Source organism: Candidatus Poriferisodalis sp., from assembly GCF_965237655.1.
GTDB lineage: Bacteria > Actinomycetota > Acidimicrobiia > Acidimicrobiales > Poriferisodalaceae > Poriferisodalis.
This window is the reverse complement of sequence record NZ_CBDEGB010000001.1, coordinates 344939-371176: the sequence shown is the minus strand read 5'-3', so window position 1 is coordinate 371176 and position 26238 is coordinate 344939. Positions and strand designations below refer to the sequence as shown.

Below are 26238 nucleotides of genomic sequence, written 5' to 3'. Positions count from 1 at the left end.
TATCCACAACGTGTGGAGACACCCTAGATCCACTTGTCGGCCGCATAGCGGACAGCCGATGTCGAGTCAGCCTCAGGCGGCTCGGACCCGCGCGATGAGCTGTGCTACTTGGTCGTACACCTTGCGTTCTGAAGGCAGGAGGCTGTTGATCTTCTTGACAGCGTGCATGATCGTGGTGTGATCGCGGCCGCCGAACACGCTCCCAATGGCGGGGTAGCTCAGGTCGGTGAGTTCGCGCATCACGTACATGCTGATCTGGCGTGCTTTGACCAGGCCCTGCTGGCGGCCTTGGCTGGTGAGTTCGATTACGCCGTAGCCGAACATGTCGGCGGTCATGTGCAAGATCCGCTCGGTCGTGATGGGTTTCTCCTGCGGTTCGCGGACATCGCTGAGGATCTGCTGTGCCATCTCGAGCGTGACGGTGTTGCGGGTGAGACTGGCGTAGGCGGTGACGCGAATCAGCGCGCCCTCGAGTTCACGGATGTTGTTGATGATGATGTAGGCGATGTGCTCGAGGACCTCGTCGGGCACATGTCTGTGCTCGGTTTTCTTGCGCAAGATGGCCACCCGAGTCTCAAGATCGGGCGGTTGAATGTCGGTGATCAGGCCCCACTCAAATCGGCTGCGCAGCCGGTCTGACAGCGTGGCGATGCTGCGAGGCGGGCGATCTGAGGAGATAACGATCTGCCGGCCCGCCACGTGGAGCGAGTTGAAGGTGTGGAACAGCTCTTCTTGCAGGCCTTCCTTGCCTTCCATGAACTGGATGTCATCGAGCAGCAGCACGTCGAGTTCGCGGTAACGCCGCTTGAACGCCGGCGTCGTGTTCGTACGGATTGCTTCGATGAACTCTGAGAGGAAGGTCTCGGTCGAGACGTACCGGACACGATGCTCGGGCAGGGTCGTGCCCAGGAAGTTCACAATGGCCTGCAGCAGGTGGGTCTTGCCCAGGCCCGTGCTGCCATGAATGAACAGCGGGTTGTACGCGATTCCCGGAGTCTCAGCTACCGCGAGCGCCGCGGCTTGGGCGAACCGGTTGCTGCTGCCGGTGACGAAGCTCTCGAAGGTGTAGCGGGGATTGGTGATGTCGACGCCCGACACCTTGCGCGGCGTTCCGGCGACACCGGGTGACGCAGCGTCACGGACGGCGCTCTCGGCGACCGGTGCAGGCTGGGCAGAGCCGCCCGCTGGGTGCCATGTCTCATCCTCGCTCAGGACGGAGGCATCGTCGTCGGGGATTGCATCGACGTCGTGTGGGTCCGCGTCGGTGCCGTTGGCGCTGTCAAGATCTCCGAGTTCGGGACGGGTCTCGATCTCGTAGGTCTGAGGGCGGACAGGCAGCCGTTCGAAGGCGGCGTGGAGTATGGGGATATATCGGCGCTGGATGCGATCCCGGATCATGTTGCTCGGCGCGATCAGCACGGCCAGCTCGCCGTCGATGTGCAGCGCCTGCAAGTGGCGGAAGTAGCCCAACCAGAGTGCGTCCGAGACGGTCGTGCGGAGGATCTCACGGCACTGCGACCACAACTCGTCAGTATTCGCCCGCGCGTGTTCGGCCGTTTCTGATGGCTCCTGTGAAGTCGCATGAGATTGCTCGAATGGGGCCGACTGCTGTGAGATGTGGGGTTCGTCGTCAGGCTCGTGTGCTGTGGCACCCGCCTGCGGAGAACTCACCACAACAACCTCGTTCGCCTGCGGCCGTAGTGCACCCGGGGAACCCGTTGTTCTCCTGCGAGCCACCAAGCGGCATTCGTGAAAGGAACTTATGGCCGCGCACCCACTGTCGCAAGCGCGCGTTGGTGCACCACCATGATGTCCGAGATGGCGCGGGCTCGACAGTTCATCGACAGGCCCATAACTCCCGCAAACAGGCAGGTGACATGGGTGTTTGCTGTCCCGGCAATCTGCCCGACCGCAGCCGGTGATGGATCGGCACAAGGTGTTGCGCGCGAATAACGCGCGCGAATGCGCGCGCAACACCCGCGTCGACACGCGCGTCTTCGTGTTCCCCGTACCCCGGTGCCGCCTTGTGCCAGCACCCGTAGGCTGTCAGCGCTCTCGGGTCGACACCCGGGCACGCTCCGGTCGCCGCACCGCATTTCGCGGACCTGCCCGCGGCCTGAACCTCCAGGAGGCTGCAGCGTGAAGCGCACGTACCAACCCCACAGCCGCAGACGGGCACGCCGACACGGCTTCCGCCATCGCATGTCCACCCGCGCGGGCCGGGCAATTGTGAATTCTCGCCGACACAAGGGCCGGCAACGGCTGAGCGCCTGATCGATTCGTGCCACAGCAAGGCCGACTTCGCAGCGCTGCGACGCGGTCGTCGCTTCGACAGCGAGCTGCTGTGGATGTCCTTCGCAGCCGACGCCGGGCTGGCACGGCCCCGTGTGGCGTTTGCGCTCAGCCGGCACGCTGGCACCGCGGTGGCGCGCAACCGGGTGCGTCGACGCCTGCGGGCGCTGTTTCGCGAACACGCGGACGACTTGGCGCCGGGCCGCTATCTCGTCGGCACGCGCGGAGCAGTCTCGGCGGTGACCTACCGGCGCGCCCGAGCCGAGCTGGCGAGGTTGCTGGAGATGGCGGGGGCCTTTCCGAGAACCAAGAGCACGCCGAAATGAGGATGAGGCCCGTCGCACGAGCGCTGGTCGCTGTGGTCAGGTTCTACCGCGCACTCCCCCGCTCGAGGCCGCCGTCGTGCCGCTTCGATCCGACGTGTTCGCAGTACGCACTCGATGCCGTGCGGACCTGGGGTGCGGCACGCGGTGGTTGGCTGGCCATTCGGCGCTTCTGCCGCTGCCATCCGTGGGGCGGCTGGGGCTACGACCCGGTACCGGGGAGGAGCGGCCGGGATCGCCGTGCGGATGCCGCTACTGGATCCTGGGAGCACTGATGTTCGATTGGGCTGATCCGATATTTGACGGCATCGCCGGTGTGCTGGCATGGTTCTACTCGCTCGTCCCCGACTACACGTTCGCCATCTGCATGCTGACCCTGGCGATCATGCTGCTGTTCACCCCGCTCACCTTGCGCGGTGCCCGGACGATGACCAAGACCCAGGCACTGCAGCCGGAGCTGGCTCAGCTGCGCAAGAAGCACACCGGCGACCGCCAGAAGCTCAACGAAGAAACGATGAAGCTCTACCAGGCGAACGGGGTGAGCCCCCTGGGCGGGTGCCTGCCGAATCTGGCCCAGATCCCCATCTTCATCGTGCTGTACCGAGTCATTTGGAACCTGCGCATACCCGAACAGAATCCAATCGACAAACCTTTTCCCCGAAATCTGAGTCCTGATTCGCAGCTTTACCAGGACATCGTCAACGCGGGCGGCGAAATGCGGTCCCTGGGGATGGACTTGTCGGAGGCAGCGAAGGACGTAATCCAGTCTGATTTCGTCGAGGGACTCCCCTATCTGGGTCTCGTGGCAGTGACCTTTCTGCTGGCCTGGCTCCAACAACGCCAGATGGCGGCTCGGCGTGGCAACACGGCCATGCCGAACCGTCAGATGGAAATCATGATGAAGTACATGCCCTTCATGCTGCCGGTGTTCAGCTTCTTCGTACCGGCGGCGTTGGTGCCCTACTTCATCGTGTCGAGCGTCTACCGGATGCTGACCCAGGCCTTCATCCACGCCACGATGAAGCCGGCGAAACCGCTGGTCACGCCCGAGTCCTCTGACGATGTCATCGAGGTCGAGACGGTGTCGGAGCCTGAGCCGCCGCGACAAGTGCCGAATCAGCGATCACGCAAGGCGCTTGACGCTGAAGCGGCCCGTCGAGTGGCTCGCGAGCAACGCCGCGCAGCACGGCGGTCAGGCTCACGCAACTCGTCGCACGAGAGCGCGCCAGAACCCGCGCTGCCGGAACCCGCGCTGCCGGAACCCGCGCTGCCGGAACCCGCGCTGCCGGAACCCGCGCTGCCGGAACCCGCGCTGCCGGAACCCGCGCTGCCGGAACCCGCGCTGCCGGAACCTTCGGAGACTCCTTCGGTCCGACGAACCCGTTCGTCGGAGGAGCGGGTCACCGATGCCCGCAAGCGTTCACGCCGGGGCGGAACCGGTTCGCGTCGGTACCAGACCTCTGAACGTGGCCGCAAGCGCCGTCGGGGCCAGTCCGAACCAGAGTCGAAGCCCATCCAGAGTCGCCGCACCTCAGGAGACGGCAGGACGCGCAATCGACGCAAGCGATGAGTGCGACGGCGATTTCTGCGGGGAGCTAGGGCTGCGTCATGGAGTGGATCGTGATGACGGGCCCCACCGTTGACGAGGCGCGTGAGCGTGCCCTCGACGCGCTCTCGGTCGCCGCCGAGGACGTTGACATCGAGATTTTGGCGGAGCCAACGCGAACTCGCTGGGGATTTCGGCGCCAGCCCGCTCGCGTCCGAGTGCGGGTGCGCCCGACCGGTCCACCGCCGCGCTTGGGCGCCGCCCGGCGAGATCGCCGCCGGCCGCGCCGCCGATCCGGTGGTGGACAACGTCCCCGGCAACGGGGGAAGGGCCAAGGTCAAGGCCAGAAGCGCGGCGGCCGATCATCTCGACGGCGATCCCGATCAGGCAACCGCGGCAACGCGTCGAAGCCGGCGAGCTCGGCTTCGTAGCGACTGCCGGCCTGCAGGCCGCCGTCTGTCAGACGGCCAGTTCGTGCCGCCGATTGGCGATCGTGAACTTGAGCTTCTTGTTCGGCGACATCGACGGGAATGCGCTGATCTTGAGCTTGTAGCGCGCCGGTGCCACTTCAAGCTCGAAATAGTGTGCGAGCATCAAGAGAGCGAGCGCGAGCTGCATCTCAACAAGATGGGAGCCGAGACAGCCGTGCGTACCAAGACCAAATGGGGCATACGCTGGCGTCCGATGCTCACCGCGTGATGGCAGATATCGGTCAATGTCAAATGTGTGAGGGTCGGGAAACACCTCACTCATGTAATGGGAGGCCGTCTGGGCGATGAAAACTCTCGATCCGATTGGCAATTTATAGTCTTCTACGACGCAGGAATTCATGACATTCCGAATCGACATCGGAACGATTGGATACAGCCGGAAGCACTCCATAATGAAGCGGTGAGTAACATCGATCGTGGATGGGTTAACATCCTCCGGATTTGGATCGCCGTGCTCAAAGAGCGTGTCTGCCTCTGCTCGAATCTTTGCATAGATATCTGGATGAGAAATCATACTGTAGACCATGAAACACAACTGATCACCGCTGTACGTGCTTGCCAACAATGGTGCCGAGAAGATAAAGCGCAGGTTTGATTCGGGCAGGAAAACTGGATCGCTTTGGTGTAGACTAAGCACATCATCGGCATGGTCTCGCGGACACCCGTCACGCTGAGCGGCTGTATGAGAATCCAGTACGCGGTCACGAAGTACGCCGATGGCCTTCGCCTTTTTCTTCATACCGCGAGTCTTGAGTAGGAATTTCGGCATGACGTTGATGACTTGGGTCTTGAGCGCTCGAATCTTATAGGCAACCAAATCGTCAAAGAGGTCCTCCGCTTGCACGCTTATGAGTAGCGGCGTCAAGTGCGCATTGACGAGACGACGACACATTGTCACGGCGTGCCAAGAATCACCGTCGTTCCAGCTATTCATATGGTTGCGTATGTCATTGCACACTTCGCCGATGCGTTGCTCCAGTCGTGCACGGGAATAGCTCGATCGGAGGGCTCGCCGCATGCGGAAGTGATCCGCGCCATCAAGCGCTGGCAAGAGGCCAGAGGCATGGTATGCGCTCTCCAAACCCCGAAGGTAGTCACCCGACCGGAGGTACATTCGTCCATATCGGTGTACCCAGCGATTGACCTGAGGACCAACGATAAAGGTCATAGCTCCCCCATAGAGAGGAGCCTTGACCTGAAAAACAGGGCCGCACTCTTCGGCGAAATCGGCAAACGCAGCTGGAATATTTCCCTTTCGCAGATGCCGATTCGCTAGCATTCGTCGGAGTGGCAAATTCGGAATCGCCTTGGTTAGAGACGATGCCTGCGACCTTGGACTGACTAAATTCTGCGAAACCGCATCTGCGATTGCTCTGCCAATGAGGTCCATATGAGAGAGGAGCTGGATTCTTTGTTCGGCTTTCTCGTCAAGGTCAAAAACGAACCGCAAGACATCACAGGTATTGACCAGAGCGATAATGATGGTATCCCGCGGATGAGGAATGTCATCACCAAAGATCGATTTCTCGATACGGGGCTTAATAAATTCGACTACTGTGTCCTCGTCGCCTCCAGCGAACAACTCGGATTGCCGAGCTCTATGCGCTAGCGTCCAGAAATCTCCTTCATGGTACTCAAGCACTCCGAGAGAAGTGAGCCGATCCAATGTCAGGTCGATCATCATCTCGGCACGTGACGCGAGTTTTTCGACCCAGTACTGAGCGCTATGTTGCTGGGTTTCGTTTGCGATCTGAAGCAGGACGAGATCCAGGACCGGGCTTCCTGTCGGAGTCTCATCCAACAGAATCAGCGATTCCATGTCAGTATCGACGCGCGTTTGTAAGGAGAGTTCTGCGAGCGCGGCGCCAGCAACGGCACAGTTCAAGCTCCAGCCAGGAACTTGGTGGAAATAGCCGCTCTCCTCGTTGAGAAGCATCAGGACGAGTTCTTCAGGCAAGCTGAGCGTTCGCGTCGCGGCAGCCTCGGTGGAATGGATGGTCACGTTGCGCTTCCCGTGGGTGATTGCGGTAATCTGTGGTACGTGCGTTTGCTACAACGTCTGCAAGTTATAGAACCCTGTGCACCAGTGGTGATAACACACGTTATCCTGCCCAAGCCCATAATTACTGAGGAAACCGGCAATCGTCGAAATAGGCGAGGAGTATGGAGTTGTGCCGACCGAAGGCCGCGAGCTAGCGAACATTAGTTTGCTTCAACCGTTTCCCGAGGGTTGGTACTTCCTTGCCACGCGGCAAGCAGTGGAGAAGTCGAAGCTCGTCAAGCAGACGTGGATGGACCAGAACATCATCATCTGGTGCGACGAGAGCGGCCGTATCAGCGTGGCCAAGTCGGTGTGCCCCGTCTTGGATCGCAACTGGGTCCGGCTGCAGGGGGACGTGTGGTCGATGGCCGGCTCGTGTGTCCCTTCCATGGTTTTCAGTACGACGCAGACGGGAAGTGCGTCGCTACACCATCTGCGGCTCCCGCTCGATCCGCGCAGCTGAGCGTCTTCGAGACTCGGGAGCTCAACGGCCTGATCTTCGCCTGGTGGGGGATGGGCGGACGTCCCCCGCAATGGCACCTCCCCGCCGAGCCGCCGGATGCAGGTGAGTGCAGCAACATCCAAATCCGGACAGTGCGTTTCCCGGGTCATCCCCAAGAGACGAGCGAGAACTCGGTGGACATCGCCCACATGAGCCATGTCCACGGCTACGGCAATGTGACGAACGAGACACCGGTGTCGATCGACGGTCCGTACCTCGAGAGCCGTTTCGGCTTCTCGACCACCCGCAAGATCGCCAAGATTGCGAGACTCAACCTCGAGGTAGCAGCCGTTGCGTGGGTCACTGGCCTGGGCTACTCGTATGTGGAGTTCCAGGAGCTCTCCATCGGCATGGATGCACGACTGTGGATATTGGCCACGCCTGTGGACGGCACGCTGATCGACATGTCGATCATCTCGCAGGTGCGTGAGATGCGCAGCCCGAAGCGACGAATTGCCGGCTTGGGATTCCTGCCACGGCGAATGCGCGCACCCATCATGAATAAGTTCGTTGCGGACCTGCAGATCCAGGACGTGCAGCAGGATGTCGTCGTCTGGAGCCGCAAGCAGTACGTGCCACGCCCGAAGCTTGTTCGTTCTGACGGCGAGGTGATGAAGTACCGGGCGTACTGCGCCCAGTTCTACCCTGATCTGCGCCAGTGTGAGTCGACGGCTCGCTGACGCGTGCCCGTAGGCTGAGCGTTCCTGAGGGCGCGACAACGATTCCAGTGAAACGCCCGCGAGCAAGCACTCCAGCAGTGCATCGGGCCAGATGTCGAGGGCCCCACCAGAGGAGACGAAGATGACAGTCGAGACAACGACAACAGAACAACAAGTCATGGTGCAGGAGTTCCTGGATGGCTTGGTCAACGCCTTCGGTATCGATGCCACCGCAGTGCCAGTTGCGGCAGATGACGACAGCTTCGAGATCAATCTCGAAGGTTCGAATGAGTCGTTGGGACTGCTCATCGGCCCACAAGGGCGCCATGTGGTCGCGCTGCAGGAAGTCGCCAAGACCATGCTGCAGCGCCGGCTGCCAGGCGAGCGCCGGGCCCGGGTGAGGGTTGATGTGGGCGGCTACCGCCAGCGGCGCCGCGAAGCGCTCGAGGCGTACGTTCGTGAACTCGCCGGAGCTGTGGCGGAGGCTGGCACTGAGCGCGGACTGGAGCCAATGAACGCGGCCGATCGCAAGGTCGTTCACGACACCGTCAATGAGATCCCCGGCGTCGGCACCATCTCGGTGGGCGACGAGCCGAGGCGGCGCGTCGTGCTGGTGCCCACCAGCTCGGGCAACGCGGAGTAGTTGCACTCACCGATCAGCACTCACCGATCAGAACAACGGCCGCTTTCGGATCTGCTTCCACGTCCGGGGATACGCCGCGCTCGGCGGCGACTGGCGTTCCATCACGGCGAACGCCGGCGTCGTGTTGGTATGCCGCACGAAGTGCAACCCGAGTTGGGCAAGGGATTCGGCCGGCCAACGCTGATCGTTGCTGTCGGGCGGCTCGCTGACGACAAGCCTGCCCCCGTGACGCAGCAGGCCGACGCTGCATTCCGCAACCGCAGCCGGGGGACCGAAAGCCCTGCTCACCACACCGTCATAGGCATGACGGTGCTCGGGACGATGGGCGAGTTCTGCGGCATCTCCGAGTGCGAGGGTGACCCGATCACCGATGTCGAGGTCGCCAATCGCCGTGTCGAGGAAGTCAATGCGGCTCTGTGAGCGGTCCAGGAGCACGAATTCGACGCCGGGTTGCTCGAGAGCCATCACCAGGCCCGGCACTCCCCCACCGGTTCCCAGATCGCACCAGCGTTGACCGAGCTCGGGTTTAGCTGCTTCGGCGTGCGCTCGTGCATGTTCCACGTGCGTGAGAAGATCGCCCGGGCCGAGGAAGCCCTGTTGCTGGCTGCGAGCAAGGATGCTCAAGAGACGTTCATCGACTGGTGACATGACACGAGCCACGGTACTTCGGAGATTGCGTGAATCTGTGAGGCATCCCGCTGCGGCACCGTTCGTTTCCCCCTCTTGTTCGCTGCGCTCACGGGCCTCTCGCGCCCCTGGGACGTTTCACGTGAAACATTGCCGACCTCAGACCTTGCGAATGGGGCCAACTGGCGTACCCTGATCTCCAATTGTCGGCGAATGGAGACCGGATGGGTCGGATCATTGCGGTGACGAACCAAAAAGGCGGCGTTGGCAAGACCACCACGGCGGTCAACTTGTGCGCAGTACTCGCTGAACTTGGTCACAACATACTGCTCGTCGACATGGATCCGCAGGGAAATGCGGCTACCGGCGCAGGCATCGATCCACGCGTGTTCGAAATCTCGATGTACCAGGTCCTTCTTGGTACTGCAGCACTCACTGAGTGCATCCGGCCCACCGGGATTGACGGCTTCGACGTAGCACCGGCACGCTTGGAAATGTCTGGCGCGGAGATCGAACTCGTCTCAGCATTCAGTCGCGAGTTGAAGCTTCGGCACGCACTCGCGCCGATTGCCGACAACTACGACTACATCTTCATCGACTGCCCGCCGTCGCTTGGGCTCTTGACCGTCAACGCGTTGAGCGCGGCCACCGAAGTCCTGGTGCCGGTCCAGTGCGAGTACTACGCGCTCGAGGGACTCGGTCAGCTGCTCCACAACGTGGAGATGGTGCGGGAAGGACTGAACTCGGCCCTCGTCATCAGTGCCATCGTCATGGTCATGTACGACGCTCGAACGCGACTCGCTGCAGAGGTGGTCTCCGACGTTCGCCGGCACTTCGGGGACCGAGTGTGCCGGGTTGTCGTCCCTCGGACTGTGCGCTTGTCGGAAGCCCCGAGTGTCGGGCAACCGGTGACGGTGTACGCACCCAAGAGCCGAGGCGCCATTGCCTACCAGGAACTTGCCCGAGAGATCCATGAACGCGGCGACCCTCACCAAGCTGCAGCGGACCGCGCTGGTGACGGGCATGCCGATGGACTCAGTGATCGGAGAGAGGTCACCGAGCAGTATCGAATCGCCGAAGGAGCGCCGACATGAACGCCCAGCGAGGACTTGGACGAGGGCTCGGCGCGCTGATTCCGACCGGACAGTCGGTGTACCGTGAGGTTCCGCTCTCGGCTGTCGAAGTCAATCCCCTGCAGCCCCGGCAGCATTTCGAAGCTGCGTCCCTCGAGGCGCTCTCGGACTCGATTCGTCAGATTGGGGTCCTCCAGCCGATCGTCGTGCGAGAGACCGGCATCGTCGGACGCTTCGAGATCATCGCGGGCGAACGCCGCTGGCGAGCAGCGCGCAGCGCAGGCTTGGACACCATTCCGGTTGTCATACGAGCTGCCGACGACGAGACCAGCCTGACTCATGCCCTGATTGAGAACGTCCACCGGGCAGATCTCAATCCCTTGGAAGAGGCGGCTGCATACCGGCAGCTCATCGATGATTTCGGGGTCACTCACGACGAGCTCGGCCGCCGCATGGGCCGCAGCCGAGCAGCAGTCACCAACTCGCTCCGGCTCCTGTCCTTGCCGGTGACCGTGCAGCGCTACCTCCTGGACGGCGAGCTCTCAGCTGGCCACGCCCGAGCGTTGCTGGGATGCGACGATCCAATCGATCTTGAGCTGTTGGCAGAGCGAGCGGTGGATGAGGGCTGGTCGGTGCGCACCGTCGAGGAAGCGGTCCGATCCCTCAGCGCGGCGCCTGAATCTGAATCCTCGCCGGAGCCGCCAGCCGCAGAAGCCGGCGAACCGGAGCCCGCAGCCGGCGCCGACCGCCCAGCTGCGGTGCTGGAGGTCGAGACTGCCCTGTCCGTCGCCTTGGCAACCTCTGTCGAGGTCCAACTTGGGCGCCGAGGGGGTCAGATTGTCATCAGATTCGCTGATTTGACCGATCTTGCCCGGCTCTACGAGGCGATGAGGGATAACCTTCAAGTATCACTCGAAAGTTGAGTGATCCGGGTCGCCGAGTTCAGACTTCAGGTCGGACGGGCGCTGTCACCCAGATTCGTAGCCTCAATCTGAACTTGTTGTCCACTAACTGTGGACAACCTGGGGACAAGGGGCTACTCGCGTAACGCCTAGGCGACGTGCAGGTCGGCGAGCAGGTCGCGAGTCGACTGAGCAACGACGTCGGCAACCTCCCGGTTTCGCTCGAGCAAGACGTCAATCCGCTCGAACCTGCACAGCACTGCTGGCATGGCACTCTCACGCAGCATCGGGAGGCCCATGCCGTTGGTCGGGATGGCACCGAACATTGGTTTGAGCCTGTGCGCGATGTCAGCAGCGAGTTTCTGACCTGCGCGGCTCACAAAGTGACGACCCTGGAAGAAGCTGATCGAGGGAGCCGCAGACTTCACTTCGAAACCGATGTAGACAGCTGCACCGAACCGGTTGACCTGCGCGGCTTGCGCCGACCAGTCGGGATGGTGAACGGTCAGCACCTCGGCGCCGTTGCGACCGATCTCGCGCCTCACCGACGCCGTGACCGGTTCGAGCCCGCCGGCTTCTCCCACAGCGATGCGACGTCCCGCCAGCTGGCCGCCGGCGGACTCCAGGCGCTGGGTCTCAGTGATATGCGCTACGACCGACGCGTCGCCGAGCGGACGCACCAACCGTTGCAGCGTCTGCAAGGTCTGCCCGCCGCAGACGCTGTCGCCTCCGAGACCCATGTTGAGCTGGAAGTCCGCAAGCGCTGCAGCGGTCAGCGGGCCCCAGATTCCATCGATCCGCCCGACTGTGAAACCCAGTGTGCTGAGCATGCGCTGCACTTCAGCAACGTCGTCACCGCGCAGGTGCGGGGTGCACAGGTACAGCAGGCGATCTCCGAGCCGCTGACCTGCCTCGATCAGCAGTGACCACGTCTCAGGACCGCAGATGCCGTCGATATCGATGGAGCGCTGAGCCTGGAATGCCTGGACGGCCGCGGCGGTCGCCGAATCGAATGTTCCGGTGATGGGGCCATGCCAATGGCCCGTCGCGTTCAGCCGGTGCTGGAGGTCTCGTACATGCGGACCTGCTGCGGCGATGCCGAACGGTCGGATCAGAGGAATTCGCCGATCTCAGCAAGCAGGGCGTTCTTCGGCTTGGCGCCCACGAGACGCTTTGCCGGTTCGCCGTCGGTGAACATGATGAGCGTGGGAATGCTCATCACCTGATAGCGCATCGCCAAGTCAGGACTCTCGTCGACGTTGACCTTCGCGATGCGGATGTTGTCGTTCTCAGCGGCGATTTCTTCGAGGATGGGGGCGATCATCTTGCACGGCCCGCACCATTCGGCCCAGAAGTCCACCAACACGGGGCTGTCGGCGCTGCCGACGGTCTCGTCGAATGTGCTGTCGTCCAAGGTGGAAATGCCTTCGGCCATCGCCGGCTCCTCATCTCGTGATTGCCGCGAGGCTACCTCTCGGTCTGGCTCGACGGCGGTTGGACCGGCGGTCGTCAGTGGCCTTGGGCTTCCAGCCAGCGCTCGGCGTCGATGGCCGCCTGGCATCCCGAGCCGGCGGCCGTTACCGCCTGACGGTAGTAGTCGTCTTGCACGTCGCCGCAGGCAAAGACGCCGGCGATGTTGGTGCGCGCGCTGCCGGCCTCGGTCACGAGATAGCCGTTGGGCTTGAGGTCGAGCCAGTCCGCGAACAACTCCGTATTCGGCTGATGTCCGATCGCGATGAACAGGCCGGTCACATCGAGCGCGGAACGCTCCTGGGTCGCAGTGTCCACCAGCGTGACGCCTGCGAGCTGCTCATCACCCCGGATCTCCACCACCTGACGATTCCACAAGAACTCGATGCGCTCGTTGGCGAACGCCCGGTCCTGCATGATCTTCGAAGCCCGCAGCTGGTCGCGTCGGTGCACGACGTACACCTTGGAGGCGAATCGGGTTAGGAACGTGGCCTCCTCGAGTGCGCTGTCGCCGCCTCCCACCACTGCAATCTCCTGTCCCCGGAAGAAAAAGCCGTCGCACGTGGCACAGGTGGATACTCCGTGGCCGATGAGGCGTTCCTCATTCGGTAGCCCGAGCAGCAGGCTCTGCGCTCCGGTCGACACAATCACCGTGCGGCTTTGGTAGCAGTCGTCACCTACCCAGACTGAGAACGGTCGTTCGCTAAAGTCCACATTGGTGGCCTTGGCAGTGATGAACTCGGCACCGAAGCGCTCCGCCTGGGCCCGGAAGCTCACCATCAAGTCGGGACCCATGACGCCATCGGGGAATCCGGGGTAGTTCTCCACGTCGGTGGTCAGCATGAGCTGGCCTCCTGGCTGGTCGCTGGTGGAGGACGGCTCGCCCTCGATGACGAGGGGCGCCAGTCGGGCGCGAGCGGTGTAGATGGCAGCGGTCAGGCCAGCCGGTCCGCTTCCGACGATGATGACGTCGCGCGGCTCGGCGCCGTTGCTGCTCATGTCCCCCTCGCCGTGCGTGGCCGCCGCTTGGACCACGCCCATGCACCAGCGAGGCCGAACGCGCCACTCCCAATCAGGTACGCCGACCACACCTCGCCCGGCACGACGATGTCGAGCGCTCGGATGGCCGCGATTGCCACGAGCACCAGGACGCCGACGGCTGCGGTGGCGATGACGAGGCCGTACACCAGCGCTCGACCAGCCGTGACCAGCGGTCCGCTGGTGCGGGCGCGCACGGCCTCGACCACGTCCACGAAGCGAGCGATCGCTGCGTCCACGTTGTCATTGTCCGCCTCGTGAGCGTCCGCCGTCGAGCTGCGCCGCCCCCGCTTGGAGATCATCGGCGGAAGCCTACGAGAATGCGCTGGCGGGCCGCTCGGGCCCGTGTTGCCCGCTCTTGCTCGCTGCGCTGGCGGGCCGCTCGGGCCCCGGTCTCGCCGCTCGGTCGCTAGGGCGTGACGGCATCGGTGCTGGGTGGCGCCTCGGCGGCGTCGGCTGTGGTGCCGATTTCGATCCGGGAAATGGTCACCCGGTGCCCGCCGCTGGGCAGTTCATTACCGAGATCGGTGATCCACACGAGCACCGCCGCGGCGTCGGTGGTGGGCACGTCCAGTGCAATCGAACCGGTGATGTCCTGCGCGGCGGCCAGGGGGCGGCCCCAGTCGATCAGCGTGCGATTGCGTTCGCCCGATGCGTACACCTCGAAGGACCAGCCCACAGTGGGGGAGTCGACCGCCACGCGCTCGATCCGGCGCGGCTCGTCGCCCGCGAGCACGACAATGAGTCCGACACCGTCTTTGAGGCCGCCGAAGTCGCGCGAGCTGTAGCGCGCCGTGCTCCATCCGGTCGTCGGGTCGCCGTCGTTGATGAAGATCAGCCGTTCGGGATGCTCGACCCGATCGTCACCGGCTGGATCGAAGTCGGTGATGGATTCGAGCAGGATCGGCGCGCGACGGACTTGGGTCGTTGTCGGTGCGGGCACAATTGCAGGCGTCGTCTGCGGCGCGACGGTCGCGGTCGCGGTCGGGGCAACCGTGAGGACCTCCGGTGCATCAGGATCCGGGACTGTGGTCTCGACTGATGGTGTGGCGTTTTCGCTGCTGCGATCAGCCGGCTCCTCGATGAGCACTGCAATGCCAACCAGCGTCGCAGCAGCGGCTACGAGCACGCCAACAGGGGCCAACCAGTGCCGCTCCGCCTGCCACACCGACCTCCGGTCCGTGCGCACGCCGTCGGATATCGGCAAGTCGTCCACAATCGACCGCAGCGCGAGCAGCATCGACGGTACGTCGGGCCACGGATCAGACGCACTCATTGCCCGTGCCAGCACAGGTGCCACAACGTCAGGAATGACGGAGTCGAGCTCCCACGTCCCGTCGGGACGCCGCTGGGGCAGCGCCCCGACGATCAGGCGATGTGCGAGCACAGCGAGCGACACCAGATCGGCTCGCCGAGTGGCCGGGATCGTCACGGCGTCGTCGGTCGGCGGGCCATTGAGAATGACCCATCCCACCTCGGCGCGCCACCCGATGTAGTCCGCGTCGACGCCGCCGTGAGCGAAGCCCGCGCTGTGCAGGACGGCCAGCGCCTCCGTCACTGCAATGACGATGCGGACTGCTTCGGGCGCGGTGAGCCGTCTCGTGTCTCCGTTGGGTGCCGTGAGCTCGTCGACGAGCAACCTCGTGGGCAACTGCTCGGTGACGATCGCGAAGTGGTCTGCTTCGTCGTAGGTGTCGAGGATGTGCAAGAGGCCGTGGTGCTCCACCCGCGCAAGCGCCTTGGCCTGCAGGCGCAGCCGGTGCCCGATCTCGCTGTCGGCATCGGCGCGGCGAATGGTGACGGGTCGGTTGAGCGTGCGGTCGAGCCCCGACCACGTCTCGACGGCCCCCGGCTGCAGCAGCTCGCGCCGTTCGTACCGTTCGCTCGAGGCGGTGTTGGTCACTCCTGGCGCGGAGCGGACTCTCGCTCGATGAAGACCACACCGATGGTGCCGACACCCGCGTGCGCGCCGACCACGGGGCCGATCAGCATCACCATGGGCTCAATGTCTGTGAGCGGCGCGACCCGTGCCACGAAATCGTCGATGTCAGCGCAGTCCGCATGCATCACGGCGAGCTGGGAAATGTTGGCGCTTTGCGCCGACACCAAGTCGACCAGGTGCGTAAGTGCCCGAGTGCGCGTCCGCTGCTTGCCCGCAGGTTCGACGCAGCCGTCCGTGACCGTGATCAGCGGCTTGATCGACAGCACCGAACCGAGCAGTGACTGCGCCGCGCCGATGCGGCCGCCCTTGCGCAGGTTCTCCAAGGTGTCCAGGGCGGCGTGAACGCGGACCCGCTGCGCGGCCGCGCGCACAACTTCGGCAATCTCGGCCCCGCTGGCGCCACCCGAGGCGAGCTCCGCCGCGCCGATGACGAGCAAGCCAAGGCCTGCGCTCACGGAGCGGCTGTCGACAACGTGGCACGTGATGCCGTCGGGAGGCTGCGACGCAGCTTGCTGTGCTGCTTCGATCGTGGCGGAGAGATCGCCGCTCAGCGTGATGACGACGACCTCGCTCGCGCCGGCGTCTGCAGCGCGTTGATACGCGTCGGTGAAGGCACCGGGAGAGGGCGCGGCAGTGGACGGCAGATCATCGCTTGCTCTGCACCGTTCCCAGAAATCGGCCGTGCTCAGCTCGACGCGGTCGGTGAACGTCTGCATGCCAAACCGGATTTCCAGCGGGACGATCGTGATGCCGAGTTCTGTGGCTACGTCGTCGCTGAGGTCGCAGGAGCTGTCAGTGATGATGTGAACCGGGGCTTGCGCTGTCATTGCGTCACGCCTCCTTCGTTGTCGTCAGTAGGCGACTGAACTGTGTCGTCGCCCGTGGTGCCGCCCGCGTTGTCGTGCGGGCGCTGCCGCCGGTTCAGTACGAGTCGGGACAGTTGCGAAGTTAGTGCTCTGGCCGCGGGCAGCCGGAGTGCGAGCCCGCAGCCGAGGTGGAAACCTGCCATGACTAGCACCGCGACGGCAGCTCGCAGTACCGAGGGCAGGACCTCCAGCACCAGCGCTGTAGGGAGGCCGACGACGAATGCCACAGCGGCCGGCACCAAATGACGGCCGAGCGCGCCCCCGAACAGCCGCTGGTTCGGCCAGTCAGCTTGCCGTGGCAGTCCAGTTCGCGCGGAACGGCGTTGCAGGAGAGCTCGGCGCAGCAATCCCAATTCGACCCAAGCGCCGACTGCTGCGCCGATGGCCAGACCCACGGCGCCTAGGCGGGCTGGCAGCGCGGGATTGGAGCGAATCTTCGAGTCCAGCAACGACCAGGTGGACTCCAGCGAGAACAGATCGATGTCGCCGAACCCGGTGAGGGCACCGTCGACGACGAGCACCCGGTCCAGCGGCAGCATCAGCGCAGCGCCGATGGCCAGCGATACTGCCAGCCGGATTGCTGCGATGGTGGCGGCCGTGCGAGTGTCGCGGGCAGCAAACAGGACGTTCTGGCAGAGCCGCGAAGCCACCAACGGCACCAGACCCACTGAGTAGGCGCCGAGCACCAAGGCGATCAGGGTGATGTCGTCATTTGCGATCGCGTTGCGGAGGCCGGCCAGATTGAACACCGTGTCGGTGAGGGGTCCTCCGGCTGCGAAGTAGATCGCCACCGCGCCCGAGACAGCGAAGGCAGTGGCGCACAGGCGTCGAGTTGTGCGCTCTGCAATGGCTGCGGGATCGCGGACCCGGCTCAATTCGGTCAGCTCAGCCGCGGCGATGCTGGTGCCGATCAGGCTCAACGGCAGCAGGTACAGCGTCTGTGCAGCGGCCATTGCTGCCGCTGCCCCCACGCTGAGCAACGAAGCCAGGGCGAGATCCAAGAATGCGGAGATCTGCAGCACGCCCCGTCCAGCCACCGCAGGACCGAATCGCTTGATGACACCTGCCGACACCCGCTCGCGCCAGCCGAAGTTCAACGCGATCTGGGGGTCTGCCCGCCAGACGCCCCGCAGCTGCACCAGGACTTGGGCGGCCGCGCCAGCGGTCACGCCCCAGGCCAGCGCTGTTGCGCGGTCGGCGCCCGCGACCCCCCACGCGAGCACGCCGACGAGTACCGCAATCTGGGTGGCGTTCCACACCACCGGCGCCACATAGGACAGGAAGAAGCGTCGATGGCTGTTGAGCACGCCCAAGCACCACGCGCTCAGCACCGCCAGCGCCGTCCCGCACACCGTGATGCGCACCAGGGTGACGGTCAGCTCGAAGCGTTCACCGACAAAGCCCCAGGCGATGAGCCGCACCAACGGCCGTGCGGCGAAGATGCTGATCAGCGCTGCGGTGGCCGTGATCGCCACCAGGAAGGTTGCGATCGCGCCGGCGAGCCTTCCCGCCGCACGCTCATCGCGTTCGGTCAGCGAGCTATACGCCGGGACGAATGCCCCCGACAGTGCACCTTCGCCCAGAAGGTTCTGCAGGAAGTTCGGGATGCGCATGGCGGCAGCGAAGGCATCGCCGATGGTGCCGATCCCGAGGACGTTGGTGATGAGCGCCGTGCGTGCGAGACCTGACAGGCGAGAGACGCCGATGCCAGCGGCAGCTGCCCCGGCGCCCTGCGGTCGGCGCATCTTCGCGCCCGTTCGCTGCCCGCTCAGCCGGCGAGCCGCAGTTCCACCTGTTGGCGAGCCTCGTCCTCAGTGACGTCCATGCTGATGGACAGCTCCGACACGAGGATCTGCCGGGACTTCTCGAGCATCGACTTCTCGCCGGCCGAGAGACCCTTGGCGTTCTCACGAAGCGCGAGGTTCCGCACCACCTCGGCGACTTGGTAGATGTCGCCGGACTTCAACTTCTCCTGGTGATTCTTGAAGCGCCGACTCCAGTTGGCCGGCTCACGCACGTCCTTCTTGGCGAGTAGCTCGAAGAGATCCTCGACGTCGTCGGTGTCGATCGGCGGCCGCATGCCGACTTCGTCCACCATGTCGGTGGGGACCTTGACGGTCAGATCGCCGTGAGCGGTCTTGAGCACCAAGTACTCGCGGGCTTCGCCGAATTCGTCGCGCTCCTCCCGGGCTGTGATCTCCGCTGCACCGTGGTGGGGGTAGATCACGCGGTCGCCAAGCTCAAACTTCATCGTCACCTGCTCCGCCGCCGGCTGCTGCGGGAGCCCGTAGAGGCCCGCGCCGGACAGCTAGAAGGATGCCAGAAACTCCCACTGCTGCCACTGCCGGGCCCGACTCACTGAGCGGACGGCATTCAGGCTGCCCAGGTGTGTCCCCTGATCAGCTGGGGCCCAGCGGATAGCGCCGGATGAGGTGGTTCCAGCCGCACTTGGGACAAACCTCCACCTCGTAGGCCACGAAGTTCCCGTTTCGCTGTGCGACGCGTTGGAGTTCTACATCCGAGAGCACGCACTTGCCCCCGCTGCCCATCCGGGGCCCGAAGACATAGCCGACGATGCGGAGGTCACCGTCGGGGCACAGTGGGCAGCTGCGGCCCAGCGGCGGTGCTGCATTGCGAGCAGCCCGCAACAGGTCGGGGTGCGCATCGCAGGCCTCGGCACGTGAGATCACCCCCGCCTCCACATCGGCAAGCAGGCGCCGCCGCCTGAGGCGGTAGTCGACCGATCCGGGAACGGCCGGAGCGGGCTCGGGTGCAATGTGAGGCTGAAGCGTCACGCGGCTCACGCTAGTGCGCGGCTTCAAATGCACCCGTCCCCGATTGCGGCCGGCGTCGATCCCATTCCGCGAGCAGCGCGCAGGCACGTTCGGAACTCAACGGGCCGTGTTCGATCTGCTGGTTGCGCAGCCATGCCAGAGCTTCACCCACCACGGGACCCGACCTCCCAAGCACCTCCATGACGCGGTGGCCGTCCACGGGGAGGCGCCTGAGGGCTTCGCCTTCGGCTGTTTGGACCTCCGCCAGCAACCTGACGAACGTCTCGCTCAGCGAGCCGTCCCAAGCGGTCACGGTGGCGGTGGCAGCGTCCAGCTGCGGGCCATGATCCGCGACCAGTCGACGCGCAACCGGTCGCCCTGTGTCGGGTCCGCCGCCACCTGACGCCGCCGCGTCGGCGGAAGCCGTCTGGAGCGCACGCGCAGCCCGCCCGATCGCGATGACCCCCTGGATTGTCGCGCCCCTGATACGAAGCGCAGACAGGCAGCGTGCCGCGGTGGCCTCGTCGTCGCAGACGAGTCCCAGCAGGATCGCCCAGCGAATCTCGACGCGCTCGTCAAGGTCGCCGACGGCGTCGAACCCCGGAGCCGGAACGGCAGTGCCGGACTGCTGCCACGGCGGCAACAGGTCGCCCAGCAGGCCCGTGTCGGCGAGGAATCTCACTCCGGCGGACGGCCGCGGCAGCTCCAGCAGCTTGGTGAGTTCTGTTCCGATGCGCTCACGCGACACGATGGCCAACCGGGGACGCATGCCGCGGATTGCCGTGACCAATTCCTGCGTCGGGGCGAGCGCGAGCTGCGCGCTGAATCGAGCCGCCCGCAGCATCCGCAGCGGATCATCGGAGAACAGTCCCTCTGGTTCCGACGGCGTGCGCAGGACACCGTTCGCCAGATCCGCTAATCCGCCGAACGGGTCGTACAACGTCCAGCCCGGCACCTCGATGGCCATGGCGTTGACGGTGAAATCGCGCCGCCCCAGATCGGTCACGATGTCGTCGGAGAAGCGCACGTGCGGCTTACGCGAACCGCTGTCGTAGGACTCGGCTCGATGCGTGGTGATCTCGACTGCGGTGTCTTTGCGGCGCGCACCGATGGTGCCGAAGGCCTTTCCCTGTTCCCACACCGTGTCCGCCCAGCCGGCGACCAGTTGCGCGATCTGGTCGGGAATCGCGTCGGTCGTGATGTCGATGTCGCCGGTGAGCCCGTGACCGAGCAGCGTGTCACGCACAAGCCCGCCAACGAGGAAGAAGCGGTGCCCTGCGCGGGTGAAGGCCGCTGCAAGCGGACCGATCCGCCCGCTCAGCTCTCGCCGGTCATCGTCGCTCAGCGCTGGTGTGCCCGGCGGGGGTGCTCGGGCCGGGGTCGATCCCACCACTCCGAGGGTACAAATCGACCGCGCCCATGTTGGCAACCATGTTGGCCCGCACGTTCGCTGTACTCTGCGCCGCGCGAGCGACATGGACCGCCCCAGCCCTTCTGGCACGCCCACCTCATCAGGGTCGCCGACCTCGGGCGCCCCCCCAGGAGCCGCCCGTGAGCCGGTCCGGTCGGGCCGAGGTGCTCGGGCGACGCCGGCCTCTCAGCGCTGGGCGCGGCGGCTGTTGTGGCTGATATTGGCGTTGGCGATCGCGGTAGGCGTCGGCAGTCGAGTGTTTGACAGCCTGCCCTCGCCACCTGCCCATACGGAGGTGGTGCCGAGCGTGCTGTATGACCGCTACGGCACGCCGATTGCCGAGATCGGCCCGAGCGTCGCGCACGCTTCGCTGGGCCTCGAGGACATGGCACCTGCACTTGTCGACGCCATCGTTGCGGTGCTCGACCCGAGCTTCTTGGAGCGCGATGGCGTCGATGCCACGTCATATGCAGCTTCGCTGCGGCGGGTCTGGGATGAGCCGGACGCTCCGGGTGACGGTGACGGTTCCGGTGACGGGGTCATGCGCAGGTATCTCGACACCGTCCATGACGATGACACCGGCGCGGTCACCGAGGCGCGCATGTTGTTGGCAGAGCTGCGGCTGGGTCGCCAGCTCAGCCGACCAGAAATCCTTGAACGCTTTGCGAACGTCGCGTACCTAGGCCGTGGCTCCTACGGCGTGCATGCCGCCGCCACTGTTTGGTACGGCGTCCCGGCGTCCGATCTCACGGTGACCCAAGCGGCCTACATCGCTTCGCTCATTGACGCTCCCTGGGGTGTCGACGCGACATCGGATCGTCCCGACGACCCGTACCGACCGGCCCGACTCGGTCGTGACCGGGTACTGGTGGCCATGTACGAGCACGGGGTTCTCACCTCCGACGAGCTGGCAGCCGGGCGATCGGTGCCGGTCGAGTCTGACGTCCGAGCGGCTGGCTCCGACGCACTGGGGGAGGCAGCTGGCGGGTACGTCCGGATGCTCGTCGCCGACGCCGGCCTCGTGACGGCGGTGGGGGAGGCGTACTTGCAGCTGGTCGAGCGGTACGGCATTCATCGGATCGTCACTGCCGGCCTGCATGTCACGACCAGCCTTGACCTGCCTGCCCAGCGTGCCGCTGTTGAGACGGTTCGCAATCAGCTCGGTCCCGCAGCCGGCGCCGACGTCGTCGTGCTGGACCACAGCGGTGACGTGCGCGTGCTCGTGAGTATCGCTGCCGCCGGGCCGGCAAGCGACGTCGATGTTGTGTCCAGATTGCGCCCACGGCCACTCGGTGATCTCCTCGTCTCGGCCGCGAGCGCCCTGGGTCCGTGGATCGCTCCGGACATCTCCTCCGACGTCGTCCCCCAAGTTGCCGACGTCGCCCAGGTTGCAGCAGCGTTCAGCGTTGTCGCCACCGGCGGGGAGGAACGCACCTCTCGGATCGTGCTGGAGGCAGGTGACGCAGCACCGAGTCGATCGCTGCGAGACCGCGACACCGACCGTTGGCTGATGAACCGCCGGACCGTCTTCGAGGCGGCCGTGGTCTCGCAGCTGCGTGCGGACATGGACAGGATCATTCTGCCGTCGGGTGTCACAGCGCTCGGCCGAGCGGGAATCTCACCGGAAACCGGCGATGCATGGTTCGCGGGGTGGACCTCCCACTACACCGCTGCGGTGCGCATCACGTTGAGCCCGCCACACAAACCGGTCGATGCTGCGGAGCGGGCGAGCCAGCTGTTCGCGGCAGTTTTGGATCCCTTGCAGTACCCGTCCGGGACGCCTGGAGACTCAGGCTGAACGTGGTCTCGCTGCGTCGCAGGACTGCCGCCCGGCATGAGGGGCAACGGGTCGAAGCCACAGTCTCGATAGAAAATGCAGGTGTGATCGATGAGCGCCGGGCCTAGCGTTGCGAGCGCACCACGGGCACTGCGTGCCCGTTCGGCCACAGGCGTCAGTGACGCTTGCCGCAAGTCCGCTCATTGGGGCCGGGCTCGCAAGGTGGGTGCATCAACCAGTCCCTGCCCCGAAAGGGGCCCCGCCCCGGCGGGTCCACAGGAGGTCGCCCCCAATTGCGCGTATACGAGCTAATGGTCATCTGCGATGGTGACCTGGAAAACGCTGAAGCCCGCAAGGCCATGGATGATGTCCAAGGCCGGATTTCGGAGATCGGCGAGGTTGCCTCGTTCGACTTCTGGGGTCTGCGCGATTTTGCGTACGAGATCAACCACAAGACACGCGGCTATTACTCGGTCATCGAGCTGCGGGCTGAGCCCGGAGCGATGGACCCGGTAGAGCGATACCTGCGGATCGCGGACGAAGTCGTCCGCCACAAGCTCATCCGACTCCCCGACGACGAAGCGCAGCGACGCGGATTGATCGACGCGGGGTCGACCAACAGCCAATAAGCGGAGGCGTCATGGCTGACAACACCATCACCGTGGTGGGAAATCTCACCCGCGATCCCGAACTTCGATTCACTCAGACCGGCCGCGCCCGGGCAGTTCTCGGCATGGCCGTGAACCGGCGGTGGATGAACCGCCAGACCAACGACCGGGAGGAGCAAGTCAGCTTCTTCAACGTCGTCTGCTGGGCCGAACTTGCCGAGAACGTCAGCGAGTCTCTGGCCAAGGGCAACCGCGTGGTCGTCACCGGTCGGCTCGAGCAGCGCAGCTGGGAGACACCGGACGGCGAGCAGCGCAGCGTCGTCGAGATCGTCGCCGACGAGATTGCACCATCGCTGCGCTGGGCGACTGCCGAAATCACACGAATCCCACGGGGACCGGCAGGCGAAGCTGGCGGAACCCGCGAACGCCGCGGCGGCGCCCCCGCTTCGGAGGCCAGCGACGGGCCACCGCAGCACTCACCTGAGGAGGAGCCCTTCTAATGCCACCACGCAAGCGAACCGGTCGAGCGCGCACCAAGGATCTGCGCAATCGTCCGCGCCGGCGCAAGGTCAGCCCGCTCACGACGTCTGGTGCGACCTACGTCGACTACAAGGACGCCGAACTGCTCCGGTCCTTCATCTCGGAGCGAGCCAAGATCCGCGCCCAGCGAGTCTCTGGGAACAATCGCCAGCAGCAGCGCGAGGTGGCGCGTGCCATCAAGACCGCTCGGGAGATGGCGTTGATCGAATACGCGCGCCGGCCGATGACGCAGCGACGCGGTGACAAGCGACGCGGTCAACGCTCGGGCGACGACCGCCGGCCGCCCCCCGACCGGGCAGATGGGCCTGTGGGCGACGAGCAGGAAGACCACGACAACGGGGTTGCAGAGCTCCTCGACGACGTCGTTGAACAACTGCCAGCGGCGGTTGACGGAGAGCAAGCATGAAGGTCGTGCTGCGCAGCGACGTCGACGGTGTCGGCACCGCAGGTTCTGTCATCGACGTCGCCGACGGGTTCGCCCGGAATCACCTGATACCTCGTGGGCTGGCCTTGCGAGCGACGGATGGCACTGTCAGCCAGGCTGCTGCCATGGCTCGGGCACGCTCGGTGCGTGACCTGCGCGAGCGCGAGACGGCCGAGCGTGTCGCACAGCAGCTGGCCGCGGACGGTGTGACGATCGCTGCCCGGGCGGGATCGGGTTCGCACCTGTACGGATCGGTCACCACCAGCGAAATTGCCGTTGCGATGACTGCCCGTACGGGCGTCGAGGTCGATCGGCGCAAGCTGACGCTGCCCGCGCCGATCCGGACCGTGGGTTCGCACGAAGTCTCGGCGCAGTTGCATCCCGCGGTGGCGTTCACGTTCAACGTCGAGGTCGTCGCGCTCAGCTAGCGCTGCGCCGGCTGGTTCCTCCGACGAGGGGTTCGCCAGTTTTGGCGTCACACCCCCTCTGTTTGATGGGGGTGTGATCTCATCGGGTGCGCAGGACATGTGGACAAGCGGCTGTTTGTCCACACCTTGGGGCCGAGATTTCCACCGGAAGTGGGACTGTCGGTCCCCATGCAATGCGCGAGAGAGTCACTGGCAATGAGTCTCGCCGAGCTGCAGATCGATGTCGGGCGCCGACCGGGCGGGCGGGTCCCGCCGCAGAACGTCGATGCTGAGGAGTCCGTGCTCGGCGCGATGCTGCTCTCGAGCGATGCCATCGGCGCTGCGGTCGAGCGCCTCGGTGCCGACCATTTCTACGTGCCGGCGAACGGTCTCGTCTTCGAGGCGATCGAGGCGCTCTATGTCACCTCCGAGCCTGTCGACTGCCTGACCGTCGCCGATCAGCTCGAACGCACCGGCAACCTCGCCGCCGCCGGAGGCCCCGAGCGCCTGCTGACACTCGAAGCGGCAACGCCGACGCTGACCCACGTCGACCGTTACGCGCGCATCGTGGAGGACACAGCACTTCTACGGCGCCTGATCGCTGTCTCATCGGAAATTTCTGAATTGGCCTACAGCCGGCCCGGTGACACAGCCGCGGCCATCGACCAAGCGGAATCCTTGGTGTTCAGCGTGGCCGAGCGCCGCATCATCGACTCCACCCAGTCGTTGCACGACTTGTTGGACGAGAGCCTGGATCGGCTGGAGGAACTGTACGAACGGGGCGATGCATTCTCCGGCCTGGCGACCGGTTTCAACTCGCTGGACCGCATTCTGGCTGGCATCCAGCCGTCGTCATTTGTGGTCGTGGGCGGCCGGCCCTCGATGGGCAAGACAGCGTTCGCACTGACGATGGCTTCCAGCGTGGCTCTCGAACTGCGGGAGCCAGTGCTGCTGTTCTCGCTGGAGATGAACCATGCTGAGCTGACGGGCCGGCTGTTGGCCTCCGATGCCCGCGTCGATGCCACCCGCGTGCGTACGGGCCAGCTGCGCGCCGACGAGTGGAACCGCATCACGCGCAGCGTGGGCCGCTTGGGTGACGCGCAGATGTGGATCGACGACAACCCGAACGTGACCGTCACCGAGATCCGTGCCAAGGCCCGCCGGCTGCGCAGCCGCCTGGGCGGCTTGGGACTCATCGTGGTCGACTACCTGCAACTCATGAGCGGCCGAGCGAACGCCGAGAACCGCCAAGTGGAGATTGCAGAGATCTCACGCGGCTTGAAGATCCTGGCCCGAGAGCTCGAGACGCCGATCGTGGCGCTCTCGCAGCTGAGCCGCAACCTGGAATCCCGCGGCGACAAGCGGCCGATGCTGTCTGACCTGCGCGAATCAGGCTCGATCGAGCAGGACGCCGACATCGTGATGTTCATCTACCGCGACGAGGTCTACAACGAAGAAACCGCTGAGCGAGGCATGGCCGAGATCATCGTTGCGAAGCACCGCAACGGACCGACGGGCACGGCGCGGTTGGCGTTCATGCCGCAGTACACGCTCTTTGCCGACATGGCCCACGAGAACTGAACACCGTGTTTCTTGGCGAAGATCTCATCCCGTACCTGGTCTTGGCGCTGGGTGGCGCGCTGTTCGTCGGCAACGTGGCAGCCATGGCGCGGCCGCGGCGTGCCGGCGAAGGAGGAGAGCTGGTACGAGCGCCCGCGCGACGCGCCGTGCCGCTCGCGCTCGTGGGACTCGTCGCGGCCATCTGGGGGCTCGCGACCCTCCTGTGGGGGTGAGTGAGCGGGTGAGGGGAATCGAACCCCCATTATCAGCTTGGGAAGCTGAAGTTCTGCCATTGAACTACACCCGCGGACCGACGCCAGAG

At 64.8% G+C, this 26238-nt stretch carries 29 protein-coding genes, 1 tRNA gene and 1 pseudogene; 17 read left to right on the top strand and 14 right to left on the bottom strand.

The features are described from left to right. Positions 1-72: 72 nt before the first annotated feature. Entirely contained in the window at positions 73-1671 is a 1599-nt protein-coding gene (gene dnaA / locus ACPXYO_RS01895; protein ID WP_423916199.1) for a chromosomal replication initiator protein DnaA, read from the bottom strand. Between the two features lie 468 nt (positions 1672-2139). On the opposite strand from dnaA, the gene rpmH reads away from it, so the two are divergent. The 5 genes from rpmH to ACPXYO_RS01870 are packed head-to-tail and all read left to right on the top strand — an operon-like array spanning position 2140 to position 4592. After that, positions 2140-2274 (top strand): 50S ribosomal protein L34, encoded by a 135-nt coding sequence (rpmH, locus tag ACPXYO_RS01890; protein ID WP_423916197.1) that lies wholly within the window; start codon positions 2140-2142, stop codon positions 2272-2274. Continuing rightward, positions 2271-2618, top strand: a complete 348-nt coding sequence (gene rnpA, locus ACPXYO_RS01885) for a ribonuclease P protein component (RefSeq protein WP_423918628.1) — start codon at positions 2271-2273, stop codon at positions 2616-2618. The genes rpmH and rnpA overlap by 4 nt, the downstream gene beginning before the upstream one ends. Next, positions 2615-2890, top strand: coding sequence for a membrane protein insertion efficiency factor YidD (gene yidD / locus ACPXYO_RS01880; protein ID WP_423916195.1), 276 nt, complete (start codon positions 2615-2617; stop codon positions 2888-2890). Before rnpA ends, yidD begins: the two co-directional genes overlap by 4 nt. Further along, on the top strand, positions 2890-4185 hold the full coding sequence (yidC, locus tag ACPXYO_RS01875) for a membrane protein insertase YidC (protein WP_423916193.1): 1296 nt from the start codon (positions 2890-2892) through the stop codon (positions 4183-4185). The genes yidD and yidC overlap by 1 nt, the downstream gene beginning before the upstream one ends. 38 nt (positions 4186-4223) lie before the next feature. Beyond that, complete coding sequence (locus ACPXYO_RS01870) at positions 4224-4592, top strand: Jag N-terminal domain-containing protein (RefSeq protein ID WP_423916192.1); 369 nt, start codon at positions 4224-4226, stop codon at positions 4590-4592. A gap of 28 nt (positions 4593-4620) precedes the next feature. On the opposite strand, the gene ACPXYO_RS01865 is transcribed toward ACPXYO_RS01870, so the two are convergent. Next, positions 4621-6654, bottom strand: a complete 2034-nt coding sequence (locus tag ACPXYO_RS01865) for a cytochrome P450 (RefSeq protein WP_423916190.1) — start codon at positions 6652-6654, stop codon at positions 4621-4623. 169 nt (positions 6655-6823) lie between these two features. Here ACPXYO_RS01865 and ACPXYO_RS01860 point away from each other — a divergent pair, with 169 nt between their 5' ends. From ACPXYO_RS01860 to ACPXYO_RS01850, 3 genes are all read left to right on the top strand, one after another. Next, complete coding sequence (locus tag ACPXYO_RS01860) at positions 6824-7156, top strand: hypothetical protein (RefSeq protein WP_423918754.1); 333 nt, start codon at positions 6824-6826, stop codon at positions 7154-7156. Further along, positions 7051-7875 (top strand): Rieske 2Fe-2S domain-containing protein, encoded by an 825-nt coding sequence (locus ACPXYO_RS01855; protein WP_423918625.1) that lies wholly within the window; start codon positions 7051-7053, stop codon positions 7873-7875. Before ACPXYO_RS01860 ends, ACPXYO_RS01855 begins: the two co-directional genes overlap by 106 nt. 121 nt (positions 7876-7996) lie before the next feature. After that, positions 7997-8497, top strand: a complete 501-nt coding sequence (locus tag ACPXYO_RS01850) for a protein jag (RefSeq protein ID WP_423916189.1) — start codon at positions 7997-7999, stop codon at positions 8495-8497. A gap of 27 nt (positions 8498-8524) precedes the next feature. Here ACPXYO_RS01850 and ACPXYO_RS01845 read toward each other — a convergent pair whose 3' ends face one another. Next, on the bottom strand, positions 8525-9145 hold the full coding sequence (locus ACPXYO_RS01845; RefSeq protein WP_423916188.1) for an RsmG family class I SAM-dependent methyltransferase: 621 nt from the start codon (positions 9143-9145) through the stop codon (positions 8525-8527). Between the two features lie 203 nt (positions 9146-9348). Here ACPXYO_RS01845 and ACPXYO_RS01840 point away from each other — a divergent pair, with 203 nt between their 5' ends. Together ACPXYO_RS01840 and ACPXYO_RS01835 are read left to right on the top strand one after the other, a co-directional pair. Continuing rightward, positions 9349-10218, top strand: coding sequence for a ParA family protein (locus tag ACPXYO_RS01840; protein ID WP_423916186.1), 870 nt, complete (start codon positions 9349-9351; stop codon positions 10216-10218). Then, positions 10215-11120, top strand: a complete 906-nt coding sequence (locus ACPXYO_RS01835) for a ParB/RepB/Spo0J family partition protein (protein ID WP_423916184.1) — start codon at positions 10215-10217, stop codon at positions 11118-11120. The genes ACPXYO_RS01840 and ACPXYO_RS01835 overlap by 4 nt, the downstream gene beginning before the upstream one ends. 128 nt (positions 11121-11248) lie before the next feature. Here ACPXYO_RS01835 and ACPXYO_RS01830 read toward each other — a convergent pair whose 3' ends face one another. The 10 genes from ACPXYO_RS01830 to ACPXYO_RS01785 form a co-directional block, all read right to left on the bottom strand. Beyond that, on the bottom strand, positions 11249-12196 hold the full coding sequence (locus ACPXYO_RS01830) for a peptidoglycan-binding protein (RefSeq protein WP_423918622.1): 948 nt from the start codon (positions 12194-12196) through the stop codon (positions 11249-11251). Between the two features lie 14 nt (positions 12197-12210). Continuing rightward, positions 12211-12534 carry a thioredoxin gene (gene trxA, locus ACPXYO_RS01825; RefSeq protein ID WP_420622209.1) on the bottom strand — a complete coding sequence of 108 codons (324 nt, stop codon included), beginning with the start codon at positions 12532-12534 and terminating at the stop codon, positions 12211-12213. Between the two features lie 74 nt (positions 12535-12608). Next, positions 12609-13568 (bottom strand): thioredoxin-disulfide reductase, encoded by a 960-nt coding sequence (gene trxB, locus ACPXYO_RS01820; protein ID WP_423916182.1) that lies wholly within the window; start codon positions 13566-13568, stop codon positions 12609-12611. Beyond that, a complete protein-coding gene (locus ACPXYO_RS01815) occupies positions 13565-13909 on the bottom strand; it encodes a hypothetical protein (RefSeq protein ID WP_423916181.1) in 345 nt (114 codons plus the stop codon). The genes trxB and ACPXYO_RS01815 overlap by 4 nt, the downstream gene beginning before the upstream one ends. A 107-nt stretch (positions 13910-14016) precedes the next feature. Continuing rightward, positions 14017-15510 carry a hypothetical protein gene (locus tag ACPXYO_RS01810; protein ID WP_423916179.1) on the bottom strand — a complete coding sequence of 498 codons (1494 nt, stop codon included), beginning with the start codon at positions 15508-15510 and terminating at the stop codon, positions 14017-14019. Continuing rightward, the gene (locus tag ACPXYO_RS01805; protein WP_423916178.1) at positions 15507-16376 is read right to left on the bottom strand and encodes a DegV family protein; all 870 of its coding nucleotides are present in this window, start codon (positions 16374-16376) and stop codon (positions 15507-15509) included. The genes ACPXYO_RS01810 and ACPXYO_RS01805 overlap by 4 nt, the downstream gene beginning before the upstream one ends. Next, positions 16373-18160, bottom strand: coding sequence for a murein biosynthesis integral membrane protein MurJ (gene murJ / locus ACPXYO_RS01800; RefSeq protein ID WP_423916176.1), 1788 nt, complete (start codon positions 18158-18160; stop codon positions 16373-16375). Before murJ ends, ACPXYO_RS01805 begins: the two co-directional genes overlap by 4 nt. Before the next feature lie 23 nt (positions 18161-18183). Next, positions 18184-18666, bottom strand: coding sequence for a CarD family transcriptional regulator (locus ACPXYO_RS01795; RefSeq protein WP_419551332.1), 483 nt, complete (start codon positions 18664-18666; stop codon positions 18184-18186). 148 nt (positions 18667-18814) lie between these two features. Continuing rightward, complete coding sequence (locus ACPXYO_RS01790; RefSeq protein WP_423916174.1) at positions 18815-19210, bottom strand: DUF5318 family protein; 396 nt, start codon at positions 19208-19210, stop codon at positions 18815-18817. A 10-nt stretch (positions 19211-19220) separates the two neighbouring features. Beyond that, entirely contained in the window at positions 19221-20579 is a 1359-nt protein-coding gene (locus ACPXYO_RS01785) for a CCA tRNA nucleotidyltransferase (protein WP_423916172.1), read from the bottom strand. Positions 20580-20820: 241 nt separating this feature from the next. On the opposite strand from ACPXYO_RS01785, the gene ACPXYO_RS01780 reads away from it, so the two are divergent. From ACPXYO_RS01780 to ACPXYO_RS01750, 7 genes and pseudogenes are all read left to right on the top strand, one after another. Further along, on the top strand, positions 20821-22398 hold the full coding sequence (locus ACPXYO_RS01780) for a transglycosylase domain-containing protein (protein WP_423916171.1): 1578 nt from the start codon (positions 20821-20823) through the stop codon (positions 22396-22398). Positions 22399-22670: 272 nt separating this feature from the next. Next, positions 22671-23006 (top strand): 30S ribosomal protein S6, encoded by a 336-nt coding sequence (rpsF, locus tag ACPXYO_RS01775; RefSeq protein WP_423916169.1) that lies wholly within the window; start codon positions 22671-22673, stop codon positions 23004-23006. Positions 23007-23017: 11 nt separating this feature from the next. After that, complete coding sequence (gene ssb, locus ACPXYO_RS01770; RefSeq protein WP_423916167.1) at positions 23018-23485, top strand: single-stranded DNA-binding protein; 468 nt, start codon at positions 23018-23020, stop codon at positions 23483-23485. Beyond that, positions 23485-23736, top strand: a pseudogene (rpsR, locus tag ACPXYO_RS01765) (30S ribosomal protein S18); the annotation flags it as partial. The gene ssb and the pseudogene rpsR, both read left to right, overlap by 1 nt. A gap of 191 nt (positions 23737-23927) precedes the next feature. Further along, a complete protein-coding gene (gene rplI, locus ACPXYO_RS01760; RefSeq protein ID WP_423916165.1) occupies positions 23928-24377 on the top strand; it encodes a 50S ribosomal protein L9 in 450 nt (149 codons plus the stop codon). A 195-nt stretch (positions 24378-24572) separates the two neighbouring features. Then, complete coding sequence (gene dnaB / locus ACPXYO_RS01755; protein ID WP_423916163.1) at positions 24573-25937, top strand: replicative DNA helicase; 1365 nt, start codon at positions 24573-24575, stop codon at positions 25935-25937. Between the two features lie 5 nt (positions 25938-25942). Further along, positions 25943-26149 carry a hypothetical protein gene (locus ACPXYO_RS01750; RefSeq protein ID WP_420622196.1) on the top strand — a complete coding sequence of 69 codons (207 nt, stop codon included), beginning with the start codon at positions 25943-25945 and terminating at the stop codon, positions 26147-26149. Between the two features lie 3 nt (positions 26150-26152). Here ACPXYO_RS01750 and ACPXYO_RS01745 read toward each other — a convergent pair. Beyond that, a tRNA-Gly gene (locus ACPXYO_RS01745) sits at positions 26153-26223 on the bottom strand. Positions 26224-26238: the final 15 nt, after the last annotated feature.

Coding starts and splice junctions, on each gene's coding strand:
- ACPXYO_RS01835 (WP_423916184.1), top strand. CDS start 10,215: ATGAACGCCCAGCGAGGACTTGGACGAGGGCTCGGCGCGCTGATTCCG.
- ACPXYO_RS01840 (WP_423916186.1), top strand. CDS start 9,349: ATGGGTCGGATCATTGCGGTGACGAACCAAAAAGGCGGCGTTGGCAAG.
- ACPXYO_RS01870 (WP_423916192.1), top strand. CDS start 4,224: ATGGAGTGGATCGTGATGACGGGCCCCACCGTTGACGAGGCGCGTGAG.
- ACPXYO_RS01805 (WP_423916178.1), bottom strand. CDS start 16,376: ATGACAGCGCAAGCCCCGGTTCACATCATCACTGACAGCTCCTGCGAC.
- ssb (WP_423916167.1), top strand. CDS start 23,018: ATGGCTGACAACACCATCACCGTGGTGGGAAATCTCACCCGCGATCCC.
- rplI (WP_423916165.1), top strand. CDS start 23,928: ATGAAGGTCGTGCTGCGCAGCGACGTCGACGGTGTCGGCACCGCAGGT.
- ACPXYO_RS01845 (WP_423916188.1), bottom strand. CDS start 9,145: ATGTCACCAGTCGATGAACGTCTCTTGAGCATCCTTGCTCGCAGCCAG.
- ACPXYO_RS01850 (WP_423916189.1), top strand. CDS start 7,997: ATGACAGTCGAGACAACGACAACAGAACAACAAGTCATGGTGCAGGAG.
- ACPXYO_RS01795 (WP_419551332.1), bottom strand. CDS start 18,666: ATGAAGTTTGAGCTTGGCGACCGCGTGATCTACCCCCACCACGGTGCA.
- yidD (WP_423916195.1), top strand. CDS start 2,615: ATGAGGATGAGGCCCGTCGCACGAGCGCTGGTCGCTGTGGTCAGGTTC.
- trxB (WP_423916182.1), bottom strand. CDS start 13,568: ATGAGCAGCAACGGCGCCGAGCCGCGCGACGTCATCATCGTCGGAAGC.
- dnaB (WP_423916163.1), top strand. CDS start 24,573: ATGAGTCTCGCCGAGCTGCAGATCGATGTCGGGCGCCGACCGGGCGGG.
- yidC (WP_423916193.1), top strand. CDS start 2,890: ATGTTCGATTGGGCTGATCCGATATTTGACGGCATCGCCGGTGTGCTG.
- murJ (WP_423916176.1), bottom strand. CDS start 18,160: ATGCGCCGACCGCAGGGCGCCGGGGCAGCTGCCGCTGGCATCGGCGTC.
- trxA (WP_420622209.1), bottom strand. CDS start 12,534: ATGGCCGAAGGCATTTCCACCTTGGACGACAGCACATTCGACGAGACC.
- ACPXYO_RS01815 (WP_423916181.1), bottom strand. CDS start 13,909: ATGATCTCCAAGCGGGGGCGGCGCAGCTCGACGGCGGACGCTCACGAG.